Origin of the sequence: Streptomyces sp. NPDC006207 (assembly GCF_040613835.1) — a bacterium.
GTDB lineage: Bacteria > Actinomycetota > Actinomycetes > Streptomycetales > Streptomycetaceae > Actinacidiphila.
Window position 1 is genome coordinate 78,971 of sequence record NZ_JBEXSX010000010.1, and the last position, 21,855, is coordinate 100,825.

Consider the following 21,855-nt stretch of genomic DNA (forward strand, 5'->3'; position numbering starts at 1 on the left):
CGCGGCGCCCGACCGCCTGTTCCACATCGTGAAGGAAGAAGCAGCGACCGTGTCTGACCCGAACCTGTACGACGCCGACGAGACCGTCGAGGGCGACGACACCGCGCTTGACATCGTCGAGGCCGCCGACGGCGACATCGACCAGGCGGAGGCTGCAGACGAGGCCGCCGGCGAGCCCGCCGAGCAGGCTGCCGTCCAGGTCGTCGACGAGGACGAGGACGAGGACGAGGCCACGGAAGAGGAAGCCGCGGAGGAGCAGGCCCCGGTGGACCCGGTCGCCTCGTTCCGCGAGGAGCTGCGCGCCCTCCCCGGCGAGTGGTACGTCATCCACACCTACGCCGGCTACGAGAACCGCGTGAAGTCCAACCTGGAGCAGCGCGCCGTCTCGCTGAACGTCGAGGACTACATCTACCAGGCCGAGGTGCCCCAGGAAGAGGTCGTCCAGATCAAGAACGGCGACCGCCGCACCGTCCGCCAGAACAAGCTGCCCGGCTACGTGCTGGTGCGCATGGACCTGACGAACGAGTCCTGGGGCGTCGTCCGCAACACCCCCGGCGTCACCGGCTTCGTCGGCAACGCCTACGACCCGTACCCGCTGACGCTGGACGAGGTCACCAAGATGCTCGCCCCGGAGGCCGAGGAGCAGGCCGCTGCCGCCGAGGGCGGCGAGGGCGGTGCCGCCCCGAAGCGCAAGGTCGAGGTCCAGGTGCTGGACTTCGAGGTCGGCGACTCGGTCACGGTCACCGACGGCCCGTTCGCGACGCTGCAGGCCACGATCAACGAGATCAACCCGGACTCGAAGAAGGTCAAGGGCCTCGTCGAGATCTTCGGCCGCGAGACCCCGGTCGAGCTCAGCTTCGACCAGATCCAGAAGAACTAGCAGCCCGGAACACCGGAAGAGCCCCTGCCCGCGGTCACCCGCCGGGCGGGGGCTCTTCCGCGTACGGGGGGGGGGGCGGTCCCGCGGCGGTGGGTGAGAGGCGCGCAGACGGCCGCTACGGGCGGTTTCCGGGGGTCCTCGGGGGTGCCGCCGGGTCGTCTCTGACCTGCTCGGTTTCAGGGCTCGGCACGATACCCGCTATCGTGGTGCGGTATGCCTGCTCGCAGGCAGGAAAACTCTCACTAGGACCCGGAGAGAGCACATGCCTCCCAAGAAGAAGAAGGTCACGGGGCTTATCAAGCTCCAGATCAACGCCGGCGCGGCCAACCCGGCCCCGCCGGTGGGCCCGGCGCTGGGTCAGCACGGCGTCAACATCATGGAGTTCTGCAAGGCCTACAACGCGGCCACCGAGTCGCAGCGTGGCTGGGTGATCCCGGTGGAGATCACGGTCTACGAGGACCGTTCCTTCACCTTCATCACCAAGACCCCGCCGGCTTCCCGCATGATCCTCAAGGCCGCGGGTGTGGAGAAGGGCTCCGGCGAGCCGCACAAGACCAAGGTCGCGAAGCTTACGCGTGACCAGGTCCGCGAGATCGCCACGACCAAGCTGCCCGACCTCAACGCGAACGACCTGGACGCCGCCGAGAAGATCATCGCCGGCACCGCGCGTTCCATGGGCATCACGGTCGAGGGCTGACCACACCACCAGCAGTTCCGTGGCAGGGCCTGCTCGGCCCGCACCACGACTCCTCAGGACACACAGGAGCAGTAGTGAGCAAGCGCAGCAAGTCTCTCCGCGCTGCGGACGCCAAGATCGACCGGGAGCGTCTGTACGCGCCCCTCGAGGCCGTCCGTCTCGCCAAGGACACCTCCACCAGCAAGTACGACGGCACCGTCGAGGTGGCCTTCCGTCTGGGCGTCGACCCGCGCAAGGCCGACCAGATGGTCCGTGGCACCGTGAACCTTCCGCACGGCACCGGTAAGACCGCCCGGGTCCTGGTCTTCGCGACCGGTGACCGTGCCGAGGCCGCGCGTGCCGCGGGCGCCGACATCGTCGGCGCCGACGAGCTCATCGACGAGGTCGCCAAGGGCCGCCTGGACTTCGACGCCGTCGTCGCCACCCCGGACCTCATGGGCAAGGTCGGCCGCCTCGGCCGCGTCCTCGGTCCCCGTGGTCTGATGCCGAACCCGAAGACCGGCACCGTCACCCCCGACGTGGCCAAGGCCGTCACCGAGATCAAGGGCGGCAAGATCGAGTTCCGCGTCGACAAGCACTCGAACCTGCACTTCATCATCGGCAAGACCTCGTTCGGTGAGCAGCAGCTGGTCGAGAACTACGGCGCGGCCCTGGACGAGATCCTCCGTCTGAAGCCGTCCGCCGCCAAGGGTCGCTACATCAAGAAGGCCGCCATCAGCACCTCGGTGGGCCCCGGCATCCCGGTCGACCCGAACCGCACCCGTAACCTCCTCGTCGAGGAGGACCCGGCCTCCGTCTGACCGGGTCGGGCCCCTGGGCCCGTGCAGTTGTGAACCGGCCCCGCGCCTCTCCGGAGGTGCGGGGCCGGTTTTTTCGTACGACCGTGTCGGCGCCGTGCGTTACCGTGGCAAGCGGTTCCACGGGGACCCGGGGACGACGGACGGCATGGGGTGGGGATTTCATGAGCTTGTCGGCAGCGAAGCGTCTGGGAGTCGGTCTGGCGGCCGTGGCCGTCGTGGTCGGGCTCGCGGGCTGCGACGACGGCGACGGGGGCGGCAAGAAGCGCAAGAAGGCCGAAGCGCCGCACGGGGCGGTCCAGGGGCAGGGCGAGATCGCCAAGGCCATCCAGGCCGCCTTCGAGAAGACCTCGGAGGCGAAGTCCGCCAAGGTGCGCATGACGCTCACCCTGCCGGCCGGCGCGCAGGGCGGCGGCACGATGCGGATCGCCGGAGTGCAGGGGTGGGACCCGGCGGTCATGGACGTCACCATGGAGGGCTCGGCCTTCACCGCCGCCGACCCGGACGCCCCCTCCCGGATCCGCATGATCATGCTGGACCAGGCCATGTACATGGACATGGGGGCGAAGCAGGCCGCCGAGATGGACGGCAAGCGCTGGATGAAGCTGGACCTGAAGGCAGCGGCCGAGGTGAGCGGCAGCGAAGAGCTGCAGAAGCAGATGACCGGCGGCCTGGACAACATGAACCAGGACCCGGCCGAGCAGCTCGCCCTGCTGCTCCAGTCGCCCAGCCTGAAGCACGTCGGCGCGGAGAAGGTAGGCGGCGTCCAGGCGGACCACTACAAGGGCACGCTGACCTTCGCGGAGATGGTGGAGGCCAACAAGGCCACCGGCGTCCTGTCCGAGAAGGAGCGCAAGGCCCTGGTCGCCAACGCCGAGAAGGCGGGCATCAAGGGCTACGACACCGAGATCTGGGTCAACCAGGACCACTACCCGGTGAAGATGGTCGTGGGCGTGAGGACGCCCGAGGGCACGCTCCGCATGAACGCCTCCTACTCCGACTACGGCACCGCGGTGAGCGTCCAGGCGCCGCCGGCGAAGGACACCGTCGACCTCTTCGGGATGCTCGGGGACATGAAGGCCTCAGGCGCCTGACCGGGGGCTCCGGCCTCACGGGCTGACCTGCCCCGACACCGGATTTGCCTGGTGCGGATCCGTTCGCGTACTCTTCAACGGAAGCCAAAGACCGCTGGTTGCTGGCGCGCCCGTGAGGGTGCGGCAGCCGAAGGATCCGCTGATGCGGACGGCCCGCGCAGGTGACAGTGGATGCACTCCCGGGAACGCTCCTCGCGATTCCGGTCGAGTCACGCCCCGTGCGCCTGCGCCGGGGCGTTTGTTTTGCCCGGCCCCTTCCCGTGCGGTCCGAATCACCCGGAAGGAGGCCGAGGCTCTATGGCGAGGCCCGACAAGGCCGGTTCGGTTGCCGAGCTGACGGACAAGTTCCGCAGCTCCAACGCCGCCGTGCTGACCGAGTACCGCGGTCTCACCGTGGCGCAGCTCAAGACGCTGCGCCGTTCGCTCGGTGAGAACGCCCAGTACGCCGTGGTGAAGAACACGCTGACCAAGATCGCGGCCAACGAGGCCGGGATCACCGCTCTGGACGACCTGTTCGCGGGTCCGACGGCGGTCGCCTTCGTCACCGGTGACCCGGTGGAGTCGGCGAAGGGTCTCCGTGACTTCGCCAAGGAGAACCCGAACCTCATCATCAAGGGCGGTGTGCTTGACGGCAAGCCGCTGTCCGCCGATGAGATCAAGAAGCTCGCGGACCTCGAGTCCCGCGAGGTGCTGCTCGCCAAGCTGGCGGGTGCCATGAAGGCAAAGCAGGGCCAGGCCGCTGCTGTCTTCCAGGCCCTGCCTTCGAAGCTCGTCCGCACCGTGGAAGCGCTGCGCGAGAAGGTCGAGCAGGGCGGTGCCGGTACGCCGGCTCCCGCCGAGGACGCGGAGTAGTCACTCCCGTGCTCTAGCGGGCCCGTACGCCCGCCGACATGTACATCCGGCACCTGCCGAATTAGTGGAAGGACCGCCATCATGGCGAAGCTCAGCCAGGACGACCTGCTCGCGCAGTTCGAGGAGATGACCCTCATCGAGCTCTCCGAGTTCGTGAAGGCCTTCGAGGACAAGTTCGACGTCACCGCCGCCGCCCCCGTCGCCGTCGGCGTTGCGGGCCCGGGTGCCCCGGTCGCCGAGGCCGTCGAGGAGAAGGACGAGTTCGACGTCATCCTCACCGGCGCCGGCGAGAAGAAGATCCAGGTCATCAAGGTCGTGCGCGAGCTGACCTCCCTGGGTCTGAAGGAGGCCAAGGACCTCGTCGACGGCACCCCGAAGCCGGTCCTCGAGAAGGTCAACAAGGAGGCCGCCGAGAAGGCCGCCGAGTCCCTCAAGGCCGCGGGCGCGTCCGTCGAGGTCAAGTGATCCCTGCCCCTTCCGAGGGGCTGATCAGCCGCGGGGCGGCCACCCTTTCGGGTGGCCGCCCTCGGTCGTTTGCGTGGTGCGTCACCCGGTCCGGCGACCGACCCGGGTAGGGTGATCATCACTGTTCCGGGACCGTCGGCTTCCTCGAGCTGTGACGATCTCCGCGGGGCGGAGGCCTTGACGAACCGCACGCAGCGCGCGATTCTCAGGACGCGTCGTCACATCGGCCATGGACCGAGGCATGGAACGAAGGCGATGCGGGAATGCCTAGCGTGGCAAGCGTGAAAGAGGGCATGACGGCTCACAACAAGGGGCTCCTACCGACCCCTCCGGAGGACGAGATTGGTGCAGTACCGGTCTCCGAAACTCTGCACTGGACATCAGTGTGCCAAGTGGCTACACTGACCCTTTGCGCTGCCTGTTAGCTGCCGCCTGGCCCGTCACCAGGGGCAAGCCCAAGCCTGAGCACACATGAGGAACCGTCCTGACCAGGGCCTCCTTGTCTGCGCCCGGGGGCGGAAGCCGGTACGCGCGTAGTGAGTCCGAGCCCTCGGAAGGACCCCCTCTTGGCCGCCTCGCGCAACGCCTCGACTGCCAATTCGAACAACGGCGCAAGCACCGCCCCGCTGCGCATCTCTTTCGCGAAGATCAAGGAGCCCCTCGAGGTCCCGAACCTCCTCGCGCTGCAGACCGAGAGCTTTGACTGGCTCCTCGGCAACGCCGCCTGGAAGGCTCGCGTCGAGGCGGCCCTGGACAGTGGCCAGGACGTCCCCACCAAGTCCGGTCTGGAGGAGATCTTCGAGGAGATCTCGCCGATCGAGGACTTCTCCGGGTCGATGTCGCTGACCTTCCGCGACCACCGTTTCGAGCCTCCGAAGAACTCGATCGACGAGTGCAAGGAGCGCGACTTCACGTACGCGGCCCCGCTCTTCGTCACGGCCGAGTTCACCAACAACGAGACCGGCGAGATCAAGTCCCAGACGGTCTTCATGGGCGACTTCCCGCTCATGACCAACAAGGGCACCTTCGTCATCAACGGCACCGAGCGTGTCGTGGTGTCCCAGCTGGTGCGCTCGCCGGGTGTCTACTTCGACAGCCAGATCGACAAGACGTCCGACAAGGACATCTACTCCGCCAAGGTCATCCCCTCCCGTGGTGCCTGGCTGGAGATGGAGATCGACAAGCGCGACATGGTCGGTGTCCGCATCGACCGCAAGCGCAAGCAGTCCGTGACCGTCCTCCTGAAGGCGCTCGGCTGGACCACCGAGCAGATCCTCGAGGAGTTCGGCGAGTACGAGTCCATGCGCGCCACCCTGGAGAAGGACCACACCCAGGGCCAGGACGACGCGCTGCTGGACATCTACCGCAAGCTGCGTCCGGGCGAGCCGCCGACCCGTGAGGCCGCGCAGACGCTGCTGGAGAACCTCTACTTCAACCCCAAGCGCTACGACCTGGCCAAGGTCGGCCGCTACAAGATCAACAAGAAGCTGGGTGCCGACGCGCCGCTCGACGCCGGCGTGCTGACCGTCGAGGACGTCATCTCGGCGATCAAGTACCTGGTCAAGCTGCACGCGGGCGAGACCGAGACCACCGGCGACAACGGTTCCTCCGTGGTCGTCGAGGTCGACGACATCGACCACTTCGGCAACCGTCGTCTGCGCAACGTCGGCGAGCTCATCCAGAACCAGGTCCGTACGGGTCTGGCCCGTATGGAGCGTGTCGTCCGCGAGCGGATGACCACCCAGGACGTCGAGGCGATCACGCCGCAGACCCTGATCAACATCCGGCCGGTCGTCGCCTCCATCAAGGAGTTCTTCGGCACCAGCCAGCTGTCCCAGTTCATGGACCAGACGAACCCGCTGTCGGGCCTGACCCACAAGCGCCGTCTGTCCGCGCTGGGCCCCGGTGGTCTGTCCCGTGAGCGGGCCGGCTTCGAGGTCCGTGACGTGCACCCGTCCCACTACGGACGCATGTGCCCGATCGAGACCCCCGAAGGCCCGAACATCGGTCTGATCGGCTCGCTGGCCTCCTACGGCCGGGTCAACGCGTTCGGTTTCGTGGAGACCCCGTACCGCAAGGTCGACGAGAACGGTGTCGTCACCGACGAGGTCAACTTCCTCACGGCCGACGAGGAGGACCGCTTCGTCATCGCCCAGGCGAACGCCCCGCTGACCGACGACAACCGCTTCGCGGAGTCGCGCGTCCTGGTGCGCCGCCGTGGTGGCGAGATCGACTACGTCCCCGGTGAGGACGTCGACTACATGGACGTCTCGCCGCGCCAGATGGTGTCGGTCGCGACCGCCATGATCCCGTTCCTCGAGCACGACGACGCCAACCGCGCGCTCATGGGATCGAACATGATGCGCCAGGCCGTGCCGCTGCTCAAGGCGCAGGCCCCGCTGGTCGGCACCGGCATGGAGTACCGCTGCGCGGTCGACGCCGGTGACGTCATCAAGGCCGACAAGGACGGTGTGGTCCAGGAGGTCTCCGCGGACTACGTCACCGTCGCCAACGACGACGGCACCTACAACACCTACCGGGTCGCCAAGTTCTCCCGCTCGAACCAGGGCACGTCCTTCAACCAGAAGGTCGTCGTGGACGAGGGCGCCCGCGTGATCGCCGGCCAGGTGCTTGCCGACGGCCCGTCCACCGAGCGTGGTGAGATGGCGCTGGGCAAGAACCTCCTGGTGGCGTTCATGCCGTGGGAGGGCCACAACTACGAGGACGCGATCATCCTCAGCCAGCGTCTGGTGCAGGACGACGTCCTCTCCTCGATCCACATCGAGGAGCACGAGGTCGACGCCCGTGACACCAAGCTCGGCCCCGAGGAGATCACCCGGGACATCCCGAACGTCTCCGAGGAGGTCCTGGCCGACCTCGACGAGCGCGGCATCATCCGCATCGGTGCCGAGGTCGTCGCCGGCGACATCCTGGTCGGCAAGGTCACCCCGAAGGGCGAGACCGAGCTGACCCCGGAGGAGCGCCTGCTGCGCGCGATCTTCGGCGAGAAGGCCCGTGAGGTCCGTGACACCTCGCTGAAGGTGCCGCACGGCGAGACCGGCAAGGTCATCGGCGTGCGCGTCTTCGACCGCGAGGAGGGCGACGAGCTGCCGCCCGGCGTGAACCAGCTGGTCCGCGTCTACGTGGCACAGAAGCGCAAGATCACCGACGGTGACAAGCTCGCCGGCCGCCACGGCAACAAGGGCGTCATCTCCAAGATCCTGCCGATCGAGGACATGCCGTTCCTGGAGGACGGCACCGCGGTCGACATCATCCTCAACCCTCTGGGTGTCCCGTCCCGGATGAACCCGGGACAGGTCCTGGAGATCCACCTCGGCTGGCTCGCCGCCCAGGGCTGGGACGTCTCCGGCATCGGCGACGAGTGGGCGCAGCGCCTCACGGCGATCGGCGCCGACCAGGTGGAGGCCGGCACCAACGTCGCCACCCCGGTGTTCGACGGTGCCCGCGAGGACGAGATCGCCGGTCTCTTCGAGGCCACGATCCCGAACCGCGACGGCCAGCGCCTGGTGCTGCCCTCCGGCAAGGCCCGGCTCTTCGACGGCCGCTCCGGCGAGCCGTTCCCGGACCCGATCTCGGTCGGCTACATGTACATCCTCAAGCTGCACCACCTGGTGGACGACAAGCTGCACGCCCGTTCCACCGGTCCGTACTCGATGATCACCCAGCAGCCGCTGGGTGGTAAGGCGCAGTTCGGTGGTCAGCGCTTCGGTGAGATGGAGGTGTGGGCCCTTGAGGCGTACGGCGCGGCCTACGCGCTGCAGGAACTCCTCACCATCAAGTCCGACGACGTCCTGGGCCGCGTGAAGGTCTACGAGGCGATCGTCAAGGGCGAGAACATCCCCGAGCCGGGCATTCCCGAGTCCTTCAAGGTGCTCATCAAGGAAATGCAGTCGCTCTGCCTCAACGTGGAGGTGCTGTCCTCGGACGGCATGTCCATCGAGATGCGCGACACGGACGAGGACGTCTTCCGCGCGGCGGAGGAGCTCGGTATCGACCTGTCCCGGCGCGAGCCGAGCAGCGTCGAAGAGGTCTGACGGGCCGGCCGGGGAGCTGCCGTGAGCAGCTCCCCGCCTCCCCCGGACCGTTCAGACATGTTTGACTTTCGACCCCGAAAGAGGGATTGACGACAAAGTGCTCGACGTCAACTTCTTCGACGAGCTGCGGATCGGCCTTGCGACCGCGGACGACATCCGACAGTGGTCCCATGGCGAGGTCAAGAAGCCTGAGACCATCAACTACCGCACCCTGAAGCCCGAGAAGGACGGACTCTTCTGCGAGAAGATCTTCGGCCCCACCCGGGACTGGGAGTGCTACTGCGGCAAGTACAAGCGTGTCCGCTTCAAGGGCATCATCTGTGAGCGCTGCGGCGTCGAGGTCACTCGCGCCAAGGTGCGTCGTGAGCGGATGGGCCACATCGAGCTGGCCGCCCCCGTGACCCACATCTGGTACTTCAAGGGCGTTCCGTCGCGGCTGGGCTACCTGCTCGACCTCGCCCCGAAGGACCTCGAGAAGGTCATCTACTTCGCCGCCTACATGATCACGTGGGTGGACGACGAGCGTCGTACCCGCGACCTGCCCTCGCTGGAGGCCCAGGTCTCCGTCGAGCGTCAGCAGATCGAGCAGCGCCGTGACTCCGACATCGAGTCCCGGCAGAAGAAGCTCGAGGCCGACCTCGGCGAGCTGGAGGCCGAGGGCGCCAAGTCCGACGTGCGCCGCAAGGTGCGCGAGGGCGCCGAGCGGGAGATGAAGCAGCTGCGCGACCGCGCCCAGCGCGAGCTGGACCGGCTCGACGAGGTGTGGTCCCGCTTCAAGAACCTCAAGGTCCAGGACCTGGAGGGTGACGAGCTGCTCTACCGCGAGCTGCGGGAGCGCTTCGGCACCTACTTCCAGGGTTCGATGGGTGCCGCGGCGCTGCAAAAGCGCCTGGAGTCCTTCGACCTGGACGAGGAGGCCGCCAAGCTCCGCGAGATCATCCGTACCGGCAAGGGCCAGAAGAAGACCCGTGCGCTCAAGCGCCTCAAGGTCGTCTCCGCGTTCCTGCAGACCACCAACAAGCCCCAGGGCATGGTGCTGGACTGCGTCCCGGTGATCCCGCCGGACCTGCGTCCGATGGTGCAGCTGGACGGTGGCCGCTTCGCGACCTCCGACCTGAACGACCTGTACCGCCGCGTCATCAACCGCAACAACCGCCTCAAGCGCCTCCTCGACCTCGGTGCCCCCGAGATCATCGTGAACAACGAGAAGCGCATGCTCCAGGAGGCCGTCGACGCGCTCTTCGACAACGGCCGTCGTGGTCGCCCGGTCACGGGCCCCGGCAACCGTCCGCTGAAGTCGCTGTCCGACATGCTCAAGGGCAAGCAGGGCCGGTTCCGCCAGAACCTGCTCGGCAAGCGCGTCGACTACTCGGCCCGTTCGGTCATCGTCGTCGGCCCGCAGCTCAAGCTGCACCAGTGCGGTCTGCCCAAGGCCATGGCGCTGGAGCTCTTCAAGCCGTTCGTGATGAAGCGCCTGGTGGACCTGAACCACGCGCAGAACATCAAGTCGGCCAAGCGCATGGTCGAGCGCGGCCGCACGGTCGTGTACGACGTGCTCGAAGAGGTCATCGCCGAGCACCCGGTGCTGCTGAACCGTGCGCCGACCCTGCACCGCCTCGGCATCCAGGCCTTCGAGCCGCAGCTGGTCGAGGGCAAGGCCATCCAGATCCACCCGCTCGTCTGCACCGCGTTCAACGCGGACTTCGACGGCGACCAGATGGCCGTGCACCTGCCGCTGTCCGCGGAGGCGCAGGCCGAGGCCCGCATCCTGATGCTGTCCTCGAACAACATCCTCAAGCCCGCCGACGGCCGTCCGGTGACGATGCCGACGCAGGACATGGTCCTGGGTCTGTTCTTCCTCACCACGGACGCGGAGGAGCGCGAGCTCCGGGGTGAGGGCCGGGCGTTCGGCTCGACCGCCGAGGCGATCATGGCCTTCGACGCGCGCGAGCTCTCGCTCCAGTCGCGGATCGACATCCGGTTCCCGATCGGCACCGTCCCGCCGCGTGGCTGGACCCCGCCGGCGGACGTCGAGGGCGAGGAGCCCTGGCAGCTGGGCGACTCCTTCCGGCTGAACACGACCCTGGGCCGTGCGCTCTTCAACGAGCTGCTGCCCGAGGACTACCCGTTCGTGGACTACCCGGTGGGCAAGAAGCAGCTCTCCGAGATCGTCAACGATCTCGCCGAGCGCTACCCGAAGGTCATCGTGGCGGCGACGCTCGACAACCTGAAGGCGTCCGGTTTCCACTGGGCGACCCGTTCCGGTGTCACCGTGGCCATCTCCGACGTCGTCGTGCCCGAGGCCAAGAAGGCCATCATCGCGGGCTACGAGGCTCAGGACGAGAAGGTCCAGAAGCAGTACGAGCGCGGTCTGATCACCAAGGACGAGCGCACGCAGGAGCTCATCGCGATCTGGACCAAGGCGACCAACGAGGTCGCCGAGGCGATGAACGCGAACTTCCCGAAGACCAACCCGATCTTCATGATGGTCGACTCGGGTGCCCGCGGAAACATGATGCAGATGCGTCAGATCGCGGGTATGCGTGGCCTGGTGTCCAACGCGAAGAACGAGACCATCCCGCGGCCGATCAAGGCGTCGTTCCGCGAGGGTCTCACCGTGCTGGAGTACTTCATCTCCACCCACGGTGCCCGTAAGGGTCTCGCGGACACCGCTCTGCGTACCGCCGACTCCGGTTACCTGACGCGTCGTCTGGTCGACGTCTCCCAGGACGTCATCATCCGCGAGGAGGACTGCGGCACCGAGCGCGGCCTCAAGCTGGCGATCGCCGAGCGCTCCGAGGACGGTTCGCTGCGCAAGACGGACGACGTCGAGACCAGCGTGTACGCGCGCTGCCTCGCCGAGGACGTCGTGGTGGACGGCAAGGTGCTGGCCACCGCCGGCACCGACCTGGGCGACGTGCTCATCGAGCAGCTCATCCACAACGGCGTCGAGGAGGTCAAGACCCGCTCGGTCCTGACCTGCGAGTCCGCGGTGGGCACCTGCGCGATGTGCTACGGCCGTTCGCTCGCGACCGGCAAGCTGGTGGACATCGGTGAGGCGGTCGGCATCATCGCCGCCCAGTCCATCGGTGAGCCCGGCACCCAGCTGACGATGCGTACCTTCCACACCGGTGGTGTGGCCGGTGACGACATCACGCAGGGTCTGCCGCGTGTCGTCGAGCTCTTCGAGGCGCGTACCCCCAAGGGTGTCGCCCCGATCTCGGAGGCGGCGGGCCGCATCCGGATCGAGGAGACCGAGAAGACCAAGAAGATCGTCATCACCCCGGACGACGGTGCCGAGGAGATCGCCTACCCGATCTCCAAGCGTGCCCGGCTGCTGGTGGGCGAGGGCGACCACGTCGAGGTCGGCGAGAAGCTGACCGTGGGTGCCACCAACCCGCACGACGTGCTGCGCATCCTGGGTCAGCGGGCCGTCCAGGTCCACCTGGTCGGGGAGGTCCAGAAGGTCTACAACTCGCAGGGTGTGTCGATCCACGACAAGCACATCGAGATCATCATCCGGCAGATGCTCCGCCGGGTGACGATCATCGAGTCCGGCGACGCGGAGCTGCTGCCGGGCGAGCTGGTCGAGCGCGGCCGCTTCGAGACCGAGAACCGTCGGGTCGTGGCGGAGGGTGGCCACCCGGCCTCCGGCCGTCCGCAGCTGATGGGTATCACCAAGGCCTCGCTGGCCACCGAGTCCTGGCTGTCGGCCGCCTCCTTCCAGGAGACGACCCGGGTCCTCACCGACGCGGCGATCCACGCCAAGTCCGACTCGCTGCTGGGCCTCAAGGAGAACGTCATCATCGGTAAGCTCATCCCGGCCGGTACGGGTCTGTCCCGCTACCGCAACATCCGGGTCGAGCCGACCGAGGAGGCCAAGGCCGCGATGTACTCGGCCGTCGGCTACGACGACATCGACTACAGCCCGTTCGGCACCGGCTCCGGCCAGGCCGTCCCGCTGGAGGACTACGACTACGGCCCGTACAACGGCTGAGTCGTCCGCTCGAAGCCGCTGGGCGGCCATCCCTCGGGGTGGCCGCCCAGCGGCTTTGTGCCGCCCTGGACGGGCCTGTGGGGGCCTTCCAGGGCGGTACGGGCGGGGGAGGGGCGGCACGGACCGGCCGACCGTGTGACGGGGCGTCCTGGGAACGTGGTTTTCCGGGCATAATGGAGCGATGCGGGCTGCGAACGATGATCGCGAGCGTACGGTGGACGTGCTCAAGGCTGCGTTCACCGAAGGGCGGTTGACCCAGCCGGAGTTCGAGGACCGGGTCGGGCTGGCCTACCAGGCGGTGACGTACCAGGAGCTGTACGGGCTCACCGCGGACATCCCGCGCCCACGCCGGCTCCCCGCGCCTCCGCCGCCGGTCAACGCCAAGGCGGTCGCCTCGCTGGTCTGCGGTGCGGTGGGCATGTTCGGACTGGTGATCCCCGGGATACCGGCCGTGGTGCTGGGGCACATGGCGCGCCGGGAGATCCGGCGCACGGGCGAGCGGGGCGACGCGCTCGCGGTGTGCGGACTGGTGATGGGGTACCTTCTGACCGCGTTCACGGTCGCGATCACGGCGATCGTCGTTATGGTGGTAGTGGCGGTCAGTCACGGCTGAGTGCGTTCTCGCGAGCTCCCCGCGGGGCCCGGCGGGAGGGTGCGGCATCGGCCGAGACCATATGTTTTGACCGAAGGCTGGGCGCTGGGTACGCTCTGACCTTGTGCCTGGGGTGTGCCCGGGTTCTCGTGCGTGCACTTGTCCGTGCGGGACACCGAGGCCGATACACCGACAAATATGCAGTTTCGCTTCGGCGGAAATCGTATGAGGTGCGCGACACACCCGACCGCGTGGGTCGGCGTGAGCCGCTGAAACCCCAGGTTAGAAGTATCGAGTCGGCACACAGAAACCGGAGAAACGGTGCCTACGATCCAGCAGCTGGTCCGAAAGGGCCGGCAGGACAAGGTCGAGAAGAACAAGACGCCCGCACTGAAGGGTTCCCCTCAGCGCCGCGGCGTCTGCACGCGCGTCTACACGACCACCCCGAAGAAGCCGAACTCTGCCCTGCGCAAGGTCGCGCGTGTGCGACTGACCAGCGGCATCGAGGTCACCGCTTACATCCCGGGTGAGGGTCACAACCTGCAGGAGCACTCCATCGTGCTCGTGCGTGGTGGCCGTGTGAAGGACCTGCCGGGTGTTCGCTACAAGATCATCCGCGGCTCGCTCGACACCCAGGGTGTCAAGAACCGCAAGCAGGCCCGCAGCCGCTACGGCGCCAAGAAGGAGAAGTAAGAATGCCTCGTAAGGGCCCCGCCCCGAAGCGCCCGGTCATCATCGACCCGGTCTACGGTTCTCCTCTGGTGACGTCGCTCGTCAACAAGATCCTGCTGCACGGCAAGCGCTCCACCGCCGAGCGCATCGTGTACGGCGCCCTCGAGGGCCTGCGCGAGAAGACCGGGCAGGACCCGGTCATCACGCTCAAGCGCGCCCTGGAGAACGTCAAGCCCTCCCTCGAGGTCAAGTCCCGCCGTGTCGGTGGCGCGACCTACCAGGTGCCGATCGAGGTCCGCCCCGGCCGCGCCAACACCCTGGCGCTGCGCTGGCTGGTGGGTTACTCCCGCGCCCGCCGCGAGAAGACCATGACCGAGCGTCTGATGAACGAGCTGATGGACGCCAGCAACGGTCTGGGCGCCGCGGTGAAGCGTCGCGAGGACACCCACAAGATGGCCGAGTCCAACAAGGCCTTCGCGCACTACCGCTGGTAGTCCGCGCCCCCATCGAGAGAACCGAGAGAAGACTGAAGCCTTATGGCTACCACTTCACTTGACCTGGCCAGGGTCCGCAACATCGGGATCATGGCCCACATCGACGCGGGCAAGACGACGACCACCGAGCGGATCCTGTTCTACACCGGTGTCTCGTACAAGATCGGCGAAGTCCACGACGGCGCTGCCACCATGGACTGGATGGAGCAGGAGCAGGAGCGCGGCATCACGATCACGTCGGCCGCGACGACCTGCCACTGGCCGCTGGAGAACGTCGACCACACCATCAACATCATCGACACCCCGGGTCACGTCGACTTCACCGTCGAGGTGGAGCGCTCGCTGCGCGTGCTCGACGGTGCCGTGACGGTGTTCGACGGTGTCGCCGGTGTCGAGCCGCAGTCCGAGACCGTCTGGCGTCAGGCGGACCGCTACGGTGTGCCGCGCATCTGCTTCGTCAACAAGCTCGACCGCACCGGCGCCGAGTTCCACCGCTGCGTCGACATGATCGTGGACCGCCTCGGTGCGGTTCCGCTGGTCATGCAGCTGCCGATCGGTGCCGAGGCCGACTTCAAGGGCGTGGTCGACCTCGTCCAGATGAAGGCCCTCGTGTGGTCCGCCGAGGCCACCAAGGGCGAGATGTACGACGTCGTCGACATCCCCGACACCCACACCGAGGCCGCCGACGAGTGGCGCGGCAAGCTGCTCGAGGCCGTCGCCGAGAACGACGAAGAGATGATGGAGCTGTACCTGGAGGGCACCGAGCCCAGCCAGGAGCAGCTGATGGCGGCCATCCGCCGCATCACCCTCGCCTCCAAGGGCGGCGCGGGCTCCGTCACCGTCACCCCGGTGTTCTGCGGAACCGCGTTCAAGAACAAGGGCGTCCAGCCCCTGCTCGACGCGGTCGTGCGGTACCTGCCCTCGCCGCTGGACGTCGAGGCCATCGAGGGCCACGCCGTCGGCGACGCCGAGCAGATCATCAAGCGCAAGCCCTCGGACGACGAGCCCTTCTCCGGCCTCGCGTTCAAGATCATGAGCGACCCGCACCTCGGCAAGCTCACCTTCGTCCGGGTGTACTCGGGCCGCCTGGAGTCCGGCAGCTCCGTGCTGAACTCCGTCAAGGGCAAGAAGGAGCGCATCGGCAAGATCTACCGCATGCACGCGAACAAGCGTGAGGAGATCGACTCGGTGGGCGCCGGCGACATCGTCGCCGTCATGGGCCTGAAGCAGACCACCACCGGTGAGACGCTGTCCGACGACAAGAACCCGGTGATCCTGGAGTCCATGGACTTCCCGGCTCCGGTCATCCAGGTCGCGATCGAGCCCAAGTCCAAGGGCGACCAGGAGAAGCTGGGTGTCGCCATCCAGCGCCTCTCGGAGGAGGACCCCTCCTTCCAGGTCCACTCGGACGAGGAGACCGGCCAGACGATCATCGGCGGCATGGGCGAACTGCACCTCGAGGTGCTGGTCGACCGCATGAAGCGCGAGTTCAAGGTCGAGGCGAACGTGGGCAAGCCCCAGGTCGCCTACCGCGAGACCATCCGCAAGGCGGTCGAGCGGATCGACTACACGCACAAGAAGCAGACCGGCGGTACCGGCCAGTTCGCGAAGGTGCAGATCTCGCTGGAGCCGCTGGAGGGCGGAGACGCCTCCTACGAGTTCGTCAACAAGGTCACCGGTGGCCGCATCCCCCGCGAGTACATCCCGTCGGTGGACTCCGGTGCCCAGGAGGCCATGAAGTTCGGCATCCTGGCCGGCTACGAGATGGTCGGCGTCCGCGTCACCCTTCTCGACGGTGGCTACCACGAGGTCGACTCCTCCGAGCTGGCGTTCAAGATCGCCGGTTCGCAGGCCTTCAAGGAGGGCGCCCGCAAGGCGAGCCCCGTCCTCCTCGAGCCGATGATGGCCGTCGAGGTCACCACGCCCGAGGAGTCCATGGGCGACGTCATCGGCGACCTCAACTCCCGCCGTGGCCAGATCCAGGCCATGGAGGAGCGCAGTGGTGCCCGGGTCGTCAAGGGCCTGGTACCGCTGTCGGAGATGTTCGGCTACGTCGGCGACCTCCGCAGCAAGACGTCGGGTCGCGCGAGCTACTCGATGCAGTTCGACTCCTACGCCGAGGTTCCCAAGAACGTCGCCGAGGAGATCATCGCGAAGGCCAAGGGCGAGTAACCCAGCAGTTGTTCCCGCACTAGGCTTGACCGGGAGGCTTGGGGGCATTCCGCCGCGAACCGCAAGGGGAGCGTCGGATGCCCCGGCCGCCCGTAACCCAGCAAAGATCACCCTGGCGCCGATGAAGTAAGGCGTACAGCAACTCCACAGGAGGACCCCAGTGGCGAAGGCGAAGTTCGAGCGGACTAAGCCGCACGTCAACATCGGCACCATCGGTCACATCGACCACGGTAAGACCACTCTTACCGCTGCGATCACCAAGGTGCTGCACGACGCGTACCCGGACCTGAACCCCTTCACGCCGTTCGACCAGATCGACAAGGCGCCGGAGGAGCGGCAGCGCGGTATCACCATCTCCATCGCGCACGTCGAGTACCAGACGGACGCGCGTCACTACGCGCACGTCGACTGCCCGGGTCACGCGGACTACATCAAGAACATGATCACCGGTGCCGCGCAGATGGACGGCGCCATCCTCGTGGTCGCCGCCACCGACGGTCCGATGCCGCAGACCAAGGAGCACGTGCTCCTGGCCCGCCAGGTCGGCGTTCCCTACATCGTCGTCGCCCTGAACAAGGCCGACATGGTGGACGACGAGGAGATCCTGGAGCTCGTCGAGCTCGAGGTCCGTGAGCTGCTCTCCGAGTACGAGTTCCCGGGCGACGACCTGCCGGTCGTCCGCGTCTCCGCGCTGAAGGCGCTGGAGGGCGACAAGGAGTGGGGCGAGAAGCTCCTCGGCCTGATGAAGGCCGTGGACGAGTCCGTCCCCACCCCCGAGCGCGACGTCGACAAGCCGTTCCTGATGCCGATCGAGGACGTCTTCACGATCACCGGTCGTGGCACCGTCGTCACCGGTCGTATCGAGCGCGGCATCCTCAAGGTCAACGAGACCGTCGACATCATCGGCATCAAGACCGAGAAGACCACCACCACGGTCACCGGCATCGAGATGTTCCGCAAGCTGCTCGACGAGGGCCAGGCCGGTGAGAACGTCGGTCTGCTGCTCCGCGGCATCAAGCGCGAGGACGTCGAGCGCGGCCAGGTCATCATCAAGCCGGGTACGGTCACGCCGCACACCGACTTCGAGGCCCAGGCCTACATCCTGTCGAAGGACGAGGGTGGCCGTCACACCCCGTTCTTCAACAACTACCGCCCGCAGTTCTACTTCCGTACCACGGACGTGACCGGCGTCGTGACCCTCCCCGAGGGCACCGAGATGGTCATGCCGGGCGACAACACCGCCATGACGGTCGCGCTGATCCAGCCGATCGCCATGGAGGAGGGCCTGAAGTTCGCCATCCGCGAGGGTGGCCGGACCGTCGGCGCCGGCCAGGTCACCAAGATCCTGAAGTAAGGATCCCGGCGATCTGCCGCTTGCCGTAGGCGAGCTGTACGAGGGCCCCGGCCCACCGTTCACGCGGTGGGCCGGGGCCTTCGGCGTTCGGGGGCTCCGGGGCCCGGGCCCGGAAGCCGCCGGGGGCCGGCGGGCTAGACCGGGGTGCGCAGCTCCGGCCGCCAGATCCAGGGCGTGGCGTCGGTCCCGAAGCCCACGACGGCCGGCCGGGCCCCGGGGCGGGTGTGCAGGGCCGGGAAGCCGTACCCGGGGGCGCCCCGGCGCAGCGCGCCGGCCGGGTGCGCGAGGCCGGCGACGTGGACGGCACCGTCGGCGGCGCGTCCGGCGAGCAGCCCGTGGGCCTGGGCGAGGGGACCGTAACCGTCGAAGAGCCGCGGCCGGCCGGGCCCGAGCGCCGCCCTGACCACGCCGAGCCGGTGGACGAGGAGTCCGTCGCTCGCGGGCAGGCGGTAGACCAGGGACAGCGAGCCGTCGGGCTCCGCCGCGGCCGCCGGGGGGTCGGCGGGCCCCGGCAGCGCGGTCAGCACGCGGCAGAGGAGCGGCCGGCCCGGCGCGTCCTGGGACCAGTGGTGCACGGCGGTCCGCCCGGCGGCGAACACGTGCACCCTCCCGTCGCGGTCCACGACCGCGCTCAGCCCGTCCTGCACCTCGCCGCCGCCCAGGTCCTGCCAGCCGGTCCACGTGCCGTCGGGCTCCCGTACGCGCGTGCTCAGGCCCTTGGCCGCGTTGCGCACGAACAGGTGCACCCGTCGGTCCGGCGCGGCCACCGCGACGGGGACGCCGATCCTGCGCCCCCGGTCCGGGTCGTCCTCGGGCGAGCCCAGTCCCACCCAGTCACGGCCCTCCGCCAGCACCACGACGTCACGGGTGTTGGCCGCCCGGTCGCTCTCCAGGGCGGCGAACCGCAGCGCGAACAGCAGGGGTCCGCCGCCGGCCGGGTCGGTGACGACGCTCAGCGCGGGGGCGAGCGGTCCGCCGCCCAGGTCCCGCGGCGTGCCCCAGCGCCCGCTGCCGGGGGCGGTCTCCCGCCAGCGCACCGCGCGTGTGCCGAGCACGCCGTGGGCGACCAGCCGCCCCTGCGCGTCGGTCCCCGGTACGAGGCGGGCGCCGGGGTGGCGGTAGTGGGTGCTGCGCACCCAGCCCTTGCGGTTGGCGAGCGGTCTGCCCATGCCGACCTGGTAGTCGCCGCAGCCGGAGGGGTCGCCGCACGGCCAGTCCGGGGCGCCTCCGTACGGGGCGAGGTAGCCGGCCTTCCGGCGCAGCAGCGCGGGCGGGAGGTTGTAGGGCCAGTGGTGGTTGTAGTAGCCGCGGTAGGCCGTCGTCAGGAAGGCGGGCGCGATGCCTTCGCTGCGGGCGACGTCCTCGGCGTAGCGGGCGATCGCCTTCCAGGCGAACAGCGCGGTCGCGGTGTGGTCCCAGTGGTCGCTGTAGCCGAGTTGCTCGACGTCCCGTCGCCGGGTGGCCGCGTTGGCCTCCATGTCCGGGTCGGGGTCGAGGGTGTGGACGAGGGTCGGCCGGTGGTGCCGCAGCAGTCCGGCGAGCACGTCCACCAGGACCTCGTGGGTGTAGGTGTCCCTGGCGGCGTTCGGTGAGCCCGCCGAGGTGAAGGTCGGCAGGGTCATGCCGGGCAGCTGCCACAGCTGCGGCAGCCCGACCCTGTCGGTCGTGCCGTGCATGGCGAGGTTGAGGAAGACCAGCACCGCTTCCCGGTCGCCCACGCGCAGCGTGTCGACCTCGGCGGTCATGCCGTGGGCCAGCCGCGTGGTGCCGCGCCGCCAGGGCGTGAAGATGTCGGCGCCCAGCATCGCCGCGTACGCCTGCCGCAGGCCCTGGTGACGGGCGGCGGAGTAGGCGGCCTTGTCGGGGGCCGGACGCGGCCGTCCCGGTGGGCGGTTGACCCCGTGCGCCTCGCCCGCGGTGACGTAGACCGACACCACGGGGACGCCCGCCTCGACGGCCTGCACGGTGTCGGGGTTCATGAAGTACAGCTCGTCGTCGGGGTGCGCCAGCACCTGGAACAGCCGCGCCCCGCCCGCCGGGGCGCGGAACGCCAGGGGGGCGGGCGCCGGACCGGTGGCCGGGCCCGCGGACCGGGAGCAGCCGCCCAGGGCGAGGGCCGCGGAGCCGGTGGCGAACGCGGCGAGGAAGCGCCGACGGGTGGGGACGATCTTCACGCCACGCTAGAGGGCCGTTCCGCCCGGGAGGTTGCGGGGCACCGCCGCGACGTGCGCCACTCGGGCGACGCGTGTACGTCATCGGGGCGTCCCCTCACCCGCTCGCCCGATTGGCACGCTGCGCGAGCAGCGGGTGACCACTCGGTGTTACGACTTGTGACGTTCGGTGCACACCCGTACGAGTCCCCCGAGGAGCCCGCCATGCGCCTGTCCCAGCGCCGGGCAGTGGTCGTCGCCGCGGTCCTGACGGCCGTCCTGCCCGCCCTCGGCGGGGCCGCCGCGACGCCGGAGCCGCCCGGGGCCCCGCTGCGGATGGCGGCGCAGGGGGGCATCACCGGGCAGTACCTGGTGATGCTGCGGCCGGGTACGGACCCGGGCTCGGTGCTGCGCAGCGTCGAGGCGCAGCCGATGTTCACGTTCACCAGCGCGCTGGTGGGCTTCGCCGCCCGGCTGACCGACGGCCAGGTCTCCCGGCTGCGCGCGGTGCCCGGGGTGGAGGCCGTGGAGCAGGACGCCGAGGTCGCGGCACCGAAGCCGGCGACGCAGGTGGCCGCGGCCGCCGCCGAGACGTCCTGGGGCCTGGCCCGGATCGGCAACCGGGCCCACGACGGCGGCGCCTTCAGCGTGCGGGCGACGGGAGCCAAGGTCACCTCGTACGTCATCGACACCGGCATCGACTTCGGGCACGCCGAGTTCGGGGGACGGGCGGTGCCCGGATTCGACGCGGTGGGGGACGGCCGGGACGGCACCGACTGCAACGGCCACGGCACGCACGTCGCCGGGACGGTCGGCGGTGCCACCACCGGGGTCGCCCGGGCGACGAAGCTGGTCTCGGTGCGGGTGCTGGGCTGCGACGGCCGTGGCTCGGTGGCCACCGTGGTCGCCGGGATGAACTGGGTGGCCGCCCACGCGGTGAAGCCCGCGGTCGCCAACCTGTCGACCGGCGGCGCCCGCAGCGAGACGGCCGACCGTGCGGTGGAGGGCCTGGCGGCCGCGGGGGTCTTCCCGGCCGTCGCCGCCGGCAACTCCGACGAGGACGCCTGCCAGGCCTCCCCGGCCGCGGCGCCCGGCGCGTTCACCGTCGCCGCGATCGACGAGTCGGACCGCAAGGCGTCCTTCAGCAACTGGGGCGGCTGCGTGGACATCAGTGCCCCGGGGACGGGGATCACCTCCGCGGCCATGGGCGGCGGCCTGGTCCGCATGAGCGGCACCTCGATGGCCGCCCCGCACGTCACGGGGGTGGCGGCGCTCTACAAGGACACGTACGGGGACGTCTCCACGTCCTTCCTCGCCTCCTGGCTGCTGGCCAACGCCACGTCCGGCGTGCCCGTCGACGCCCCGGCCGGCACCCCGCGCCTGCTGGTGTACACATCCGGACTGTGACCCGGGTTTGGGGGAGCGGCGGCGGGGGGTAAGGTACTGCGCCCCGATTGGCGTCCGAGGCGTCCGGTATGGCAGACTAGCCGGGTTGCTCGGTCGAGTGCCGATGCTGCGCGCCTCCCGTCGGGAGGACCGGAAGCGAGTCCCACAGTACTCGTCGTCACTCTCCGCCCCAGGCGG

At 68.8% G+C, this 21,855-nt stretch carries 15 protein-coding genes; 14 read left to right on the top strand and 1 reads right to left on the bottom strand.

The annotated features are described in order from the left end of the window. The first annotated feature begins 49 nt into the window (after positions 1 to 49). The 13 genes from nusG to tuf all read left to right on the top strand — a co-directional run bounded on the left by nusG (position 50) and on the right by tuf (position 18,121). On the top strand, positions 50 to 880 hold the full coding sequence (nusG, locus tag ABZ312_RS10550) for a transcription termination/antitermination protein NusG (protein ID WP_500437226.1): 831 nt from the start codon (positions 50 to 52) through the stop codon (positions 878 to 880). A 262-nt stretch (positions 881 to 1,142) separates the two neighbouring features. Continuing rightward, entirely contained in the window at positions 1,143 to 1,577 is a 435-nt protein-coding gene (rplK, locus tag ABZ312_RS10555) for a 50S ribosomal protein L11 (RefSeq protein WP_319135229.1), read from the top strand. Positions 1,578 to 1,651: 74 nt separating this feature from the next. Further along, positions 1,652 to 2,377 (top strand): 50S ribosomal protein L1, encoded by a 726-nt coding sequence (gene rplA / locus ABZ312_RS10560; protein WP_499513414.1) that lies wholly within the window; start codon positions 1,652 to 1,654, stop codon positions 2,375 to 2,377. A 161-nt stretch (positions 2,378 to 2,538) separates the two neighbouring features. Then, complete coding sequence (locus tag ABZ312_RS10565) at positions 2,539 to 3,468, top strand: SCO4651 family lipoprotein (RefSeq protein ID WP_500328156.1); 930 nt, start codon at positions 2,539 to 2,541, stop codon at positions 3,466 to 3,468. A 297-nt stretch (positions 3,469 to 3,765) separates the two neighbouring features. Then, positions 3,766 to 4,320 carry a 50S ribosomal protein L10 gene (gene rplJ / locus ABZ312_RS10570; RefSeq protein ID WP_319135235.1) on the top strand — a complete coding sequence of 185 codons (555 nt, stop codon included), beginning with the start codon at positions 3,766 to 3,768 and terminating at the stop codon, positions 4,318 to 4,320. Between the two features lie 81 nt (positions 4,321 to 4,401). Continuing rightward, positions 4,402 to 4,785 (top strand): 50S ribosomal protein L7/L12, encoded by a 384-nt coding sequence (gene rplL / locus ABZ312_RS10575; RefSeq protein WP_500328155.1) that lies wholly within the window; start codon positions 4,402 to 4,404, stop codon positions 4,783 to 4,785. Between the two features lie 566 nt (positions 4,786 to 5,351). Then, positions 5,352 to 8,840, top strand: coding sequence for a DNA-directed RNA polymerase subunit beta (gene rpoB / locus ABZ312_RS10580; protein ID WP_500328154.1), 3,489 nt, complete (start codon positions 5,352 to 5,354; stop codon positions 8,838 to 8,840). A 97-nt stretch (positions 8,841 to 8,937) separates the two neighbouring features. Further along, positions 8,938 to 12,837: a DNA-directed RNA polymerase subunit beta' gene (locus ABZ312_RS10585; RefSeq protein ID WP_499513418.1), complete on the top strand. Its 3,900-nt coding sequence runs from the start codon at positions 8,938 to 8,940 to the stop codon at positions 12,835 to 12,837. Positions 12,838 to 13,018: 181 nt separating this feature from the next. After that, the gene (locus ABZ312_RS10590; RefSeq protein ID WP_500328153.1) at positions 13,019 to 13,450 is read left to right on the top strand and encodes a DUF1707 and DUF4190 domain-containing protein; all 432 of its coding nucleotides are present in this window, start codon (positions 13,019 to 13,021) and stop codon (positions 13,448 to 13,450) included. A gap of 300 nt (positions 13,451 to 13,750) precedes the next feature. After that, positions 13,751 to 14,122 (top strand): 30S ribosomal protein S12, encoded by a 372-nt coding sequence (gene rpsL / locus ABZ312_RS10595; RefSeq protein ID WP_014144289.1) that lies wholly within the window; start codon positions 13,751 to 13,753, stop codon positions 14,120 to 14,122. Positions 14,123 to 14,124: 2 nt separating this feature from the next. Further along, positions 14,125 to 14,595 carry a 30S ribosomal protein S7 gene (gene rpsG, locus ABZ312_RS10600; RefSeq protein ID WP_018558864.1) on the top strand — a complete coding sequence of 157 codons (471 nt, stop codon included), beginning with the start codon at positions 14,125 to 14,127 and terminating at the stop codon, positions 14,593 to 14,595. Positions 14,596 to 14,637: 42 nt separating this feature from the next. After that, a complete protein-coding gene (gene fusA, locus ABZ312_RS10605; RefSeq protein ID WP_499513420.1) occupies positions 14,638 to 16,767 on the top strand; it encodes an elongation factor G in 2,130 nt (709 codons plus the stop codon). 160 nt (positions 16,768 to 16,927) lie between these two features. Further along, entirely contained in the window at positions 16,928 to 18,121 is a 1,194-nt protein-coding gene (tuf, locus tag ABZ312_RS10610) for an elongation factor Tu (RefSeq protein ID WP_018558866.1), read from the top strand. A 134-nt stretch (positions 18,122 to 18,255) separates the two neighbouring features. Here tuf and ABZ312_RS10615 read toward each other — a convergent pair whose 3' ends face one another. Further along, positions 18,256 to 20,295 carry a PIG-L family deacetylase gene (locus ABZ312_RS10615; protein ID WP_500328151.1) on the bottom strand — a complete coding sequence of 680 codons (2,040 nt, stop codon included), beginning with the start codon at positions 20,293 to 20,295 and terminating at the stop codon, positions 18,256 to 18,258. 201 nt (positions 20,296 to 20,496) lie between these two features. On the opposite strand from ABZ312_RS10615, the gene ABZ312_RS10620 reads away from it, so the two are divergent. Next, positions 20,497 to 21,678, top strand: coding sequence for a S8 family peptidase (locus ABZ312_RS10620; RefSeq protein ID WP_500328150.1), 1,182 nt, complete (start codon positions 20,497 to 20,499; stop codon positions 21,676 to 21,678). Positions 21,679 to 21,855 lie beyond the last annotated feature (177 nt).

Bases quoted from the DNA above. Each gene is read 5' to 3' on its own strand.
- ABZ312_RS10620 (WP_500328150.1), top strand. From the start codon at position 20,497: ATGCGCCTGTCCCAGCGCCGGGCAGTGGTCGTCGCCGCGGTCCTGACG.
- ABZ312_RS10565 (WP_500328156.1), top strand. From the start codon at position 2,539: ATGAGCTTGTCGGCAGCGAAGCGTCTGGGAGTCGGTCTGGCGGCCGTG.
- rplK (WP_319135229.1), top strand. From the start codon at position 1,143: ATGCCTCCCAAGAAGAAGAAGGTCACGGGGCTTATCAAGCTCCAGATC.
- ABZ312_RS10590 (WP_500328153.1), top strand. From the start codon at position 13,019: ATGCGGGCTGCGAACGATGATCGCGAGCGTACGGTGGACGTGCTCAAG.
- fusA (WP_499513420.1), top strand. From the start codon at position 14,638: ATGGCTACCACTTCACTTGACCTGGCCAGGGTCCGCAACATCGGGATC.
- rplJ (WP_319135235.1), top strand. From the start codon at position 3,766: ATGGCGAGGCCCGACAAGGCCGGTTCGGTTGCCGAGCTGACGGACAAG.
- rplL (WP_500328155.1), top strand. From the start codon at position 4,402: ATGGCGAAGCTCAGCCAGGACGACCTGCTCGCGCAGTTCGAGGAGATG.
- rpsG (WP_018558864.1), top strand. From the start codon at position 14,125: ATGCCTCGTAAGGGCCCCGCCCCGAAGCGCCCGGTCATCATCGACCCG.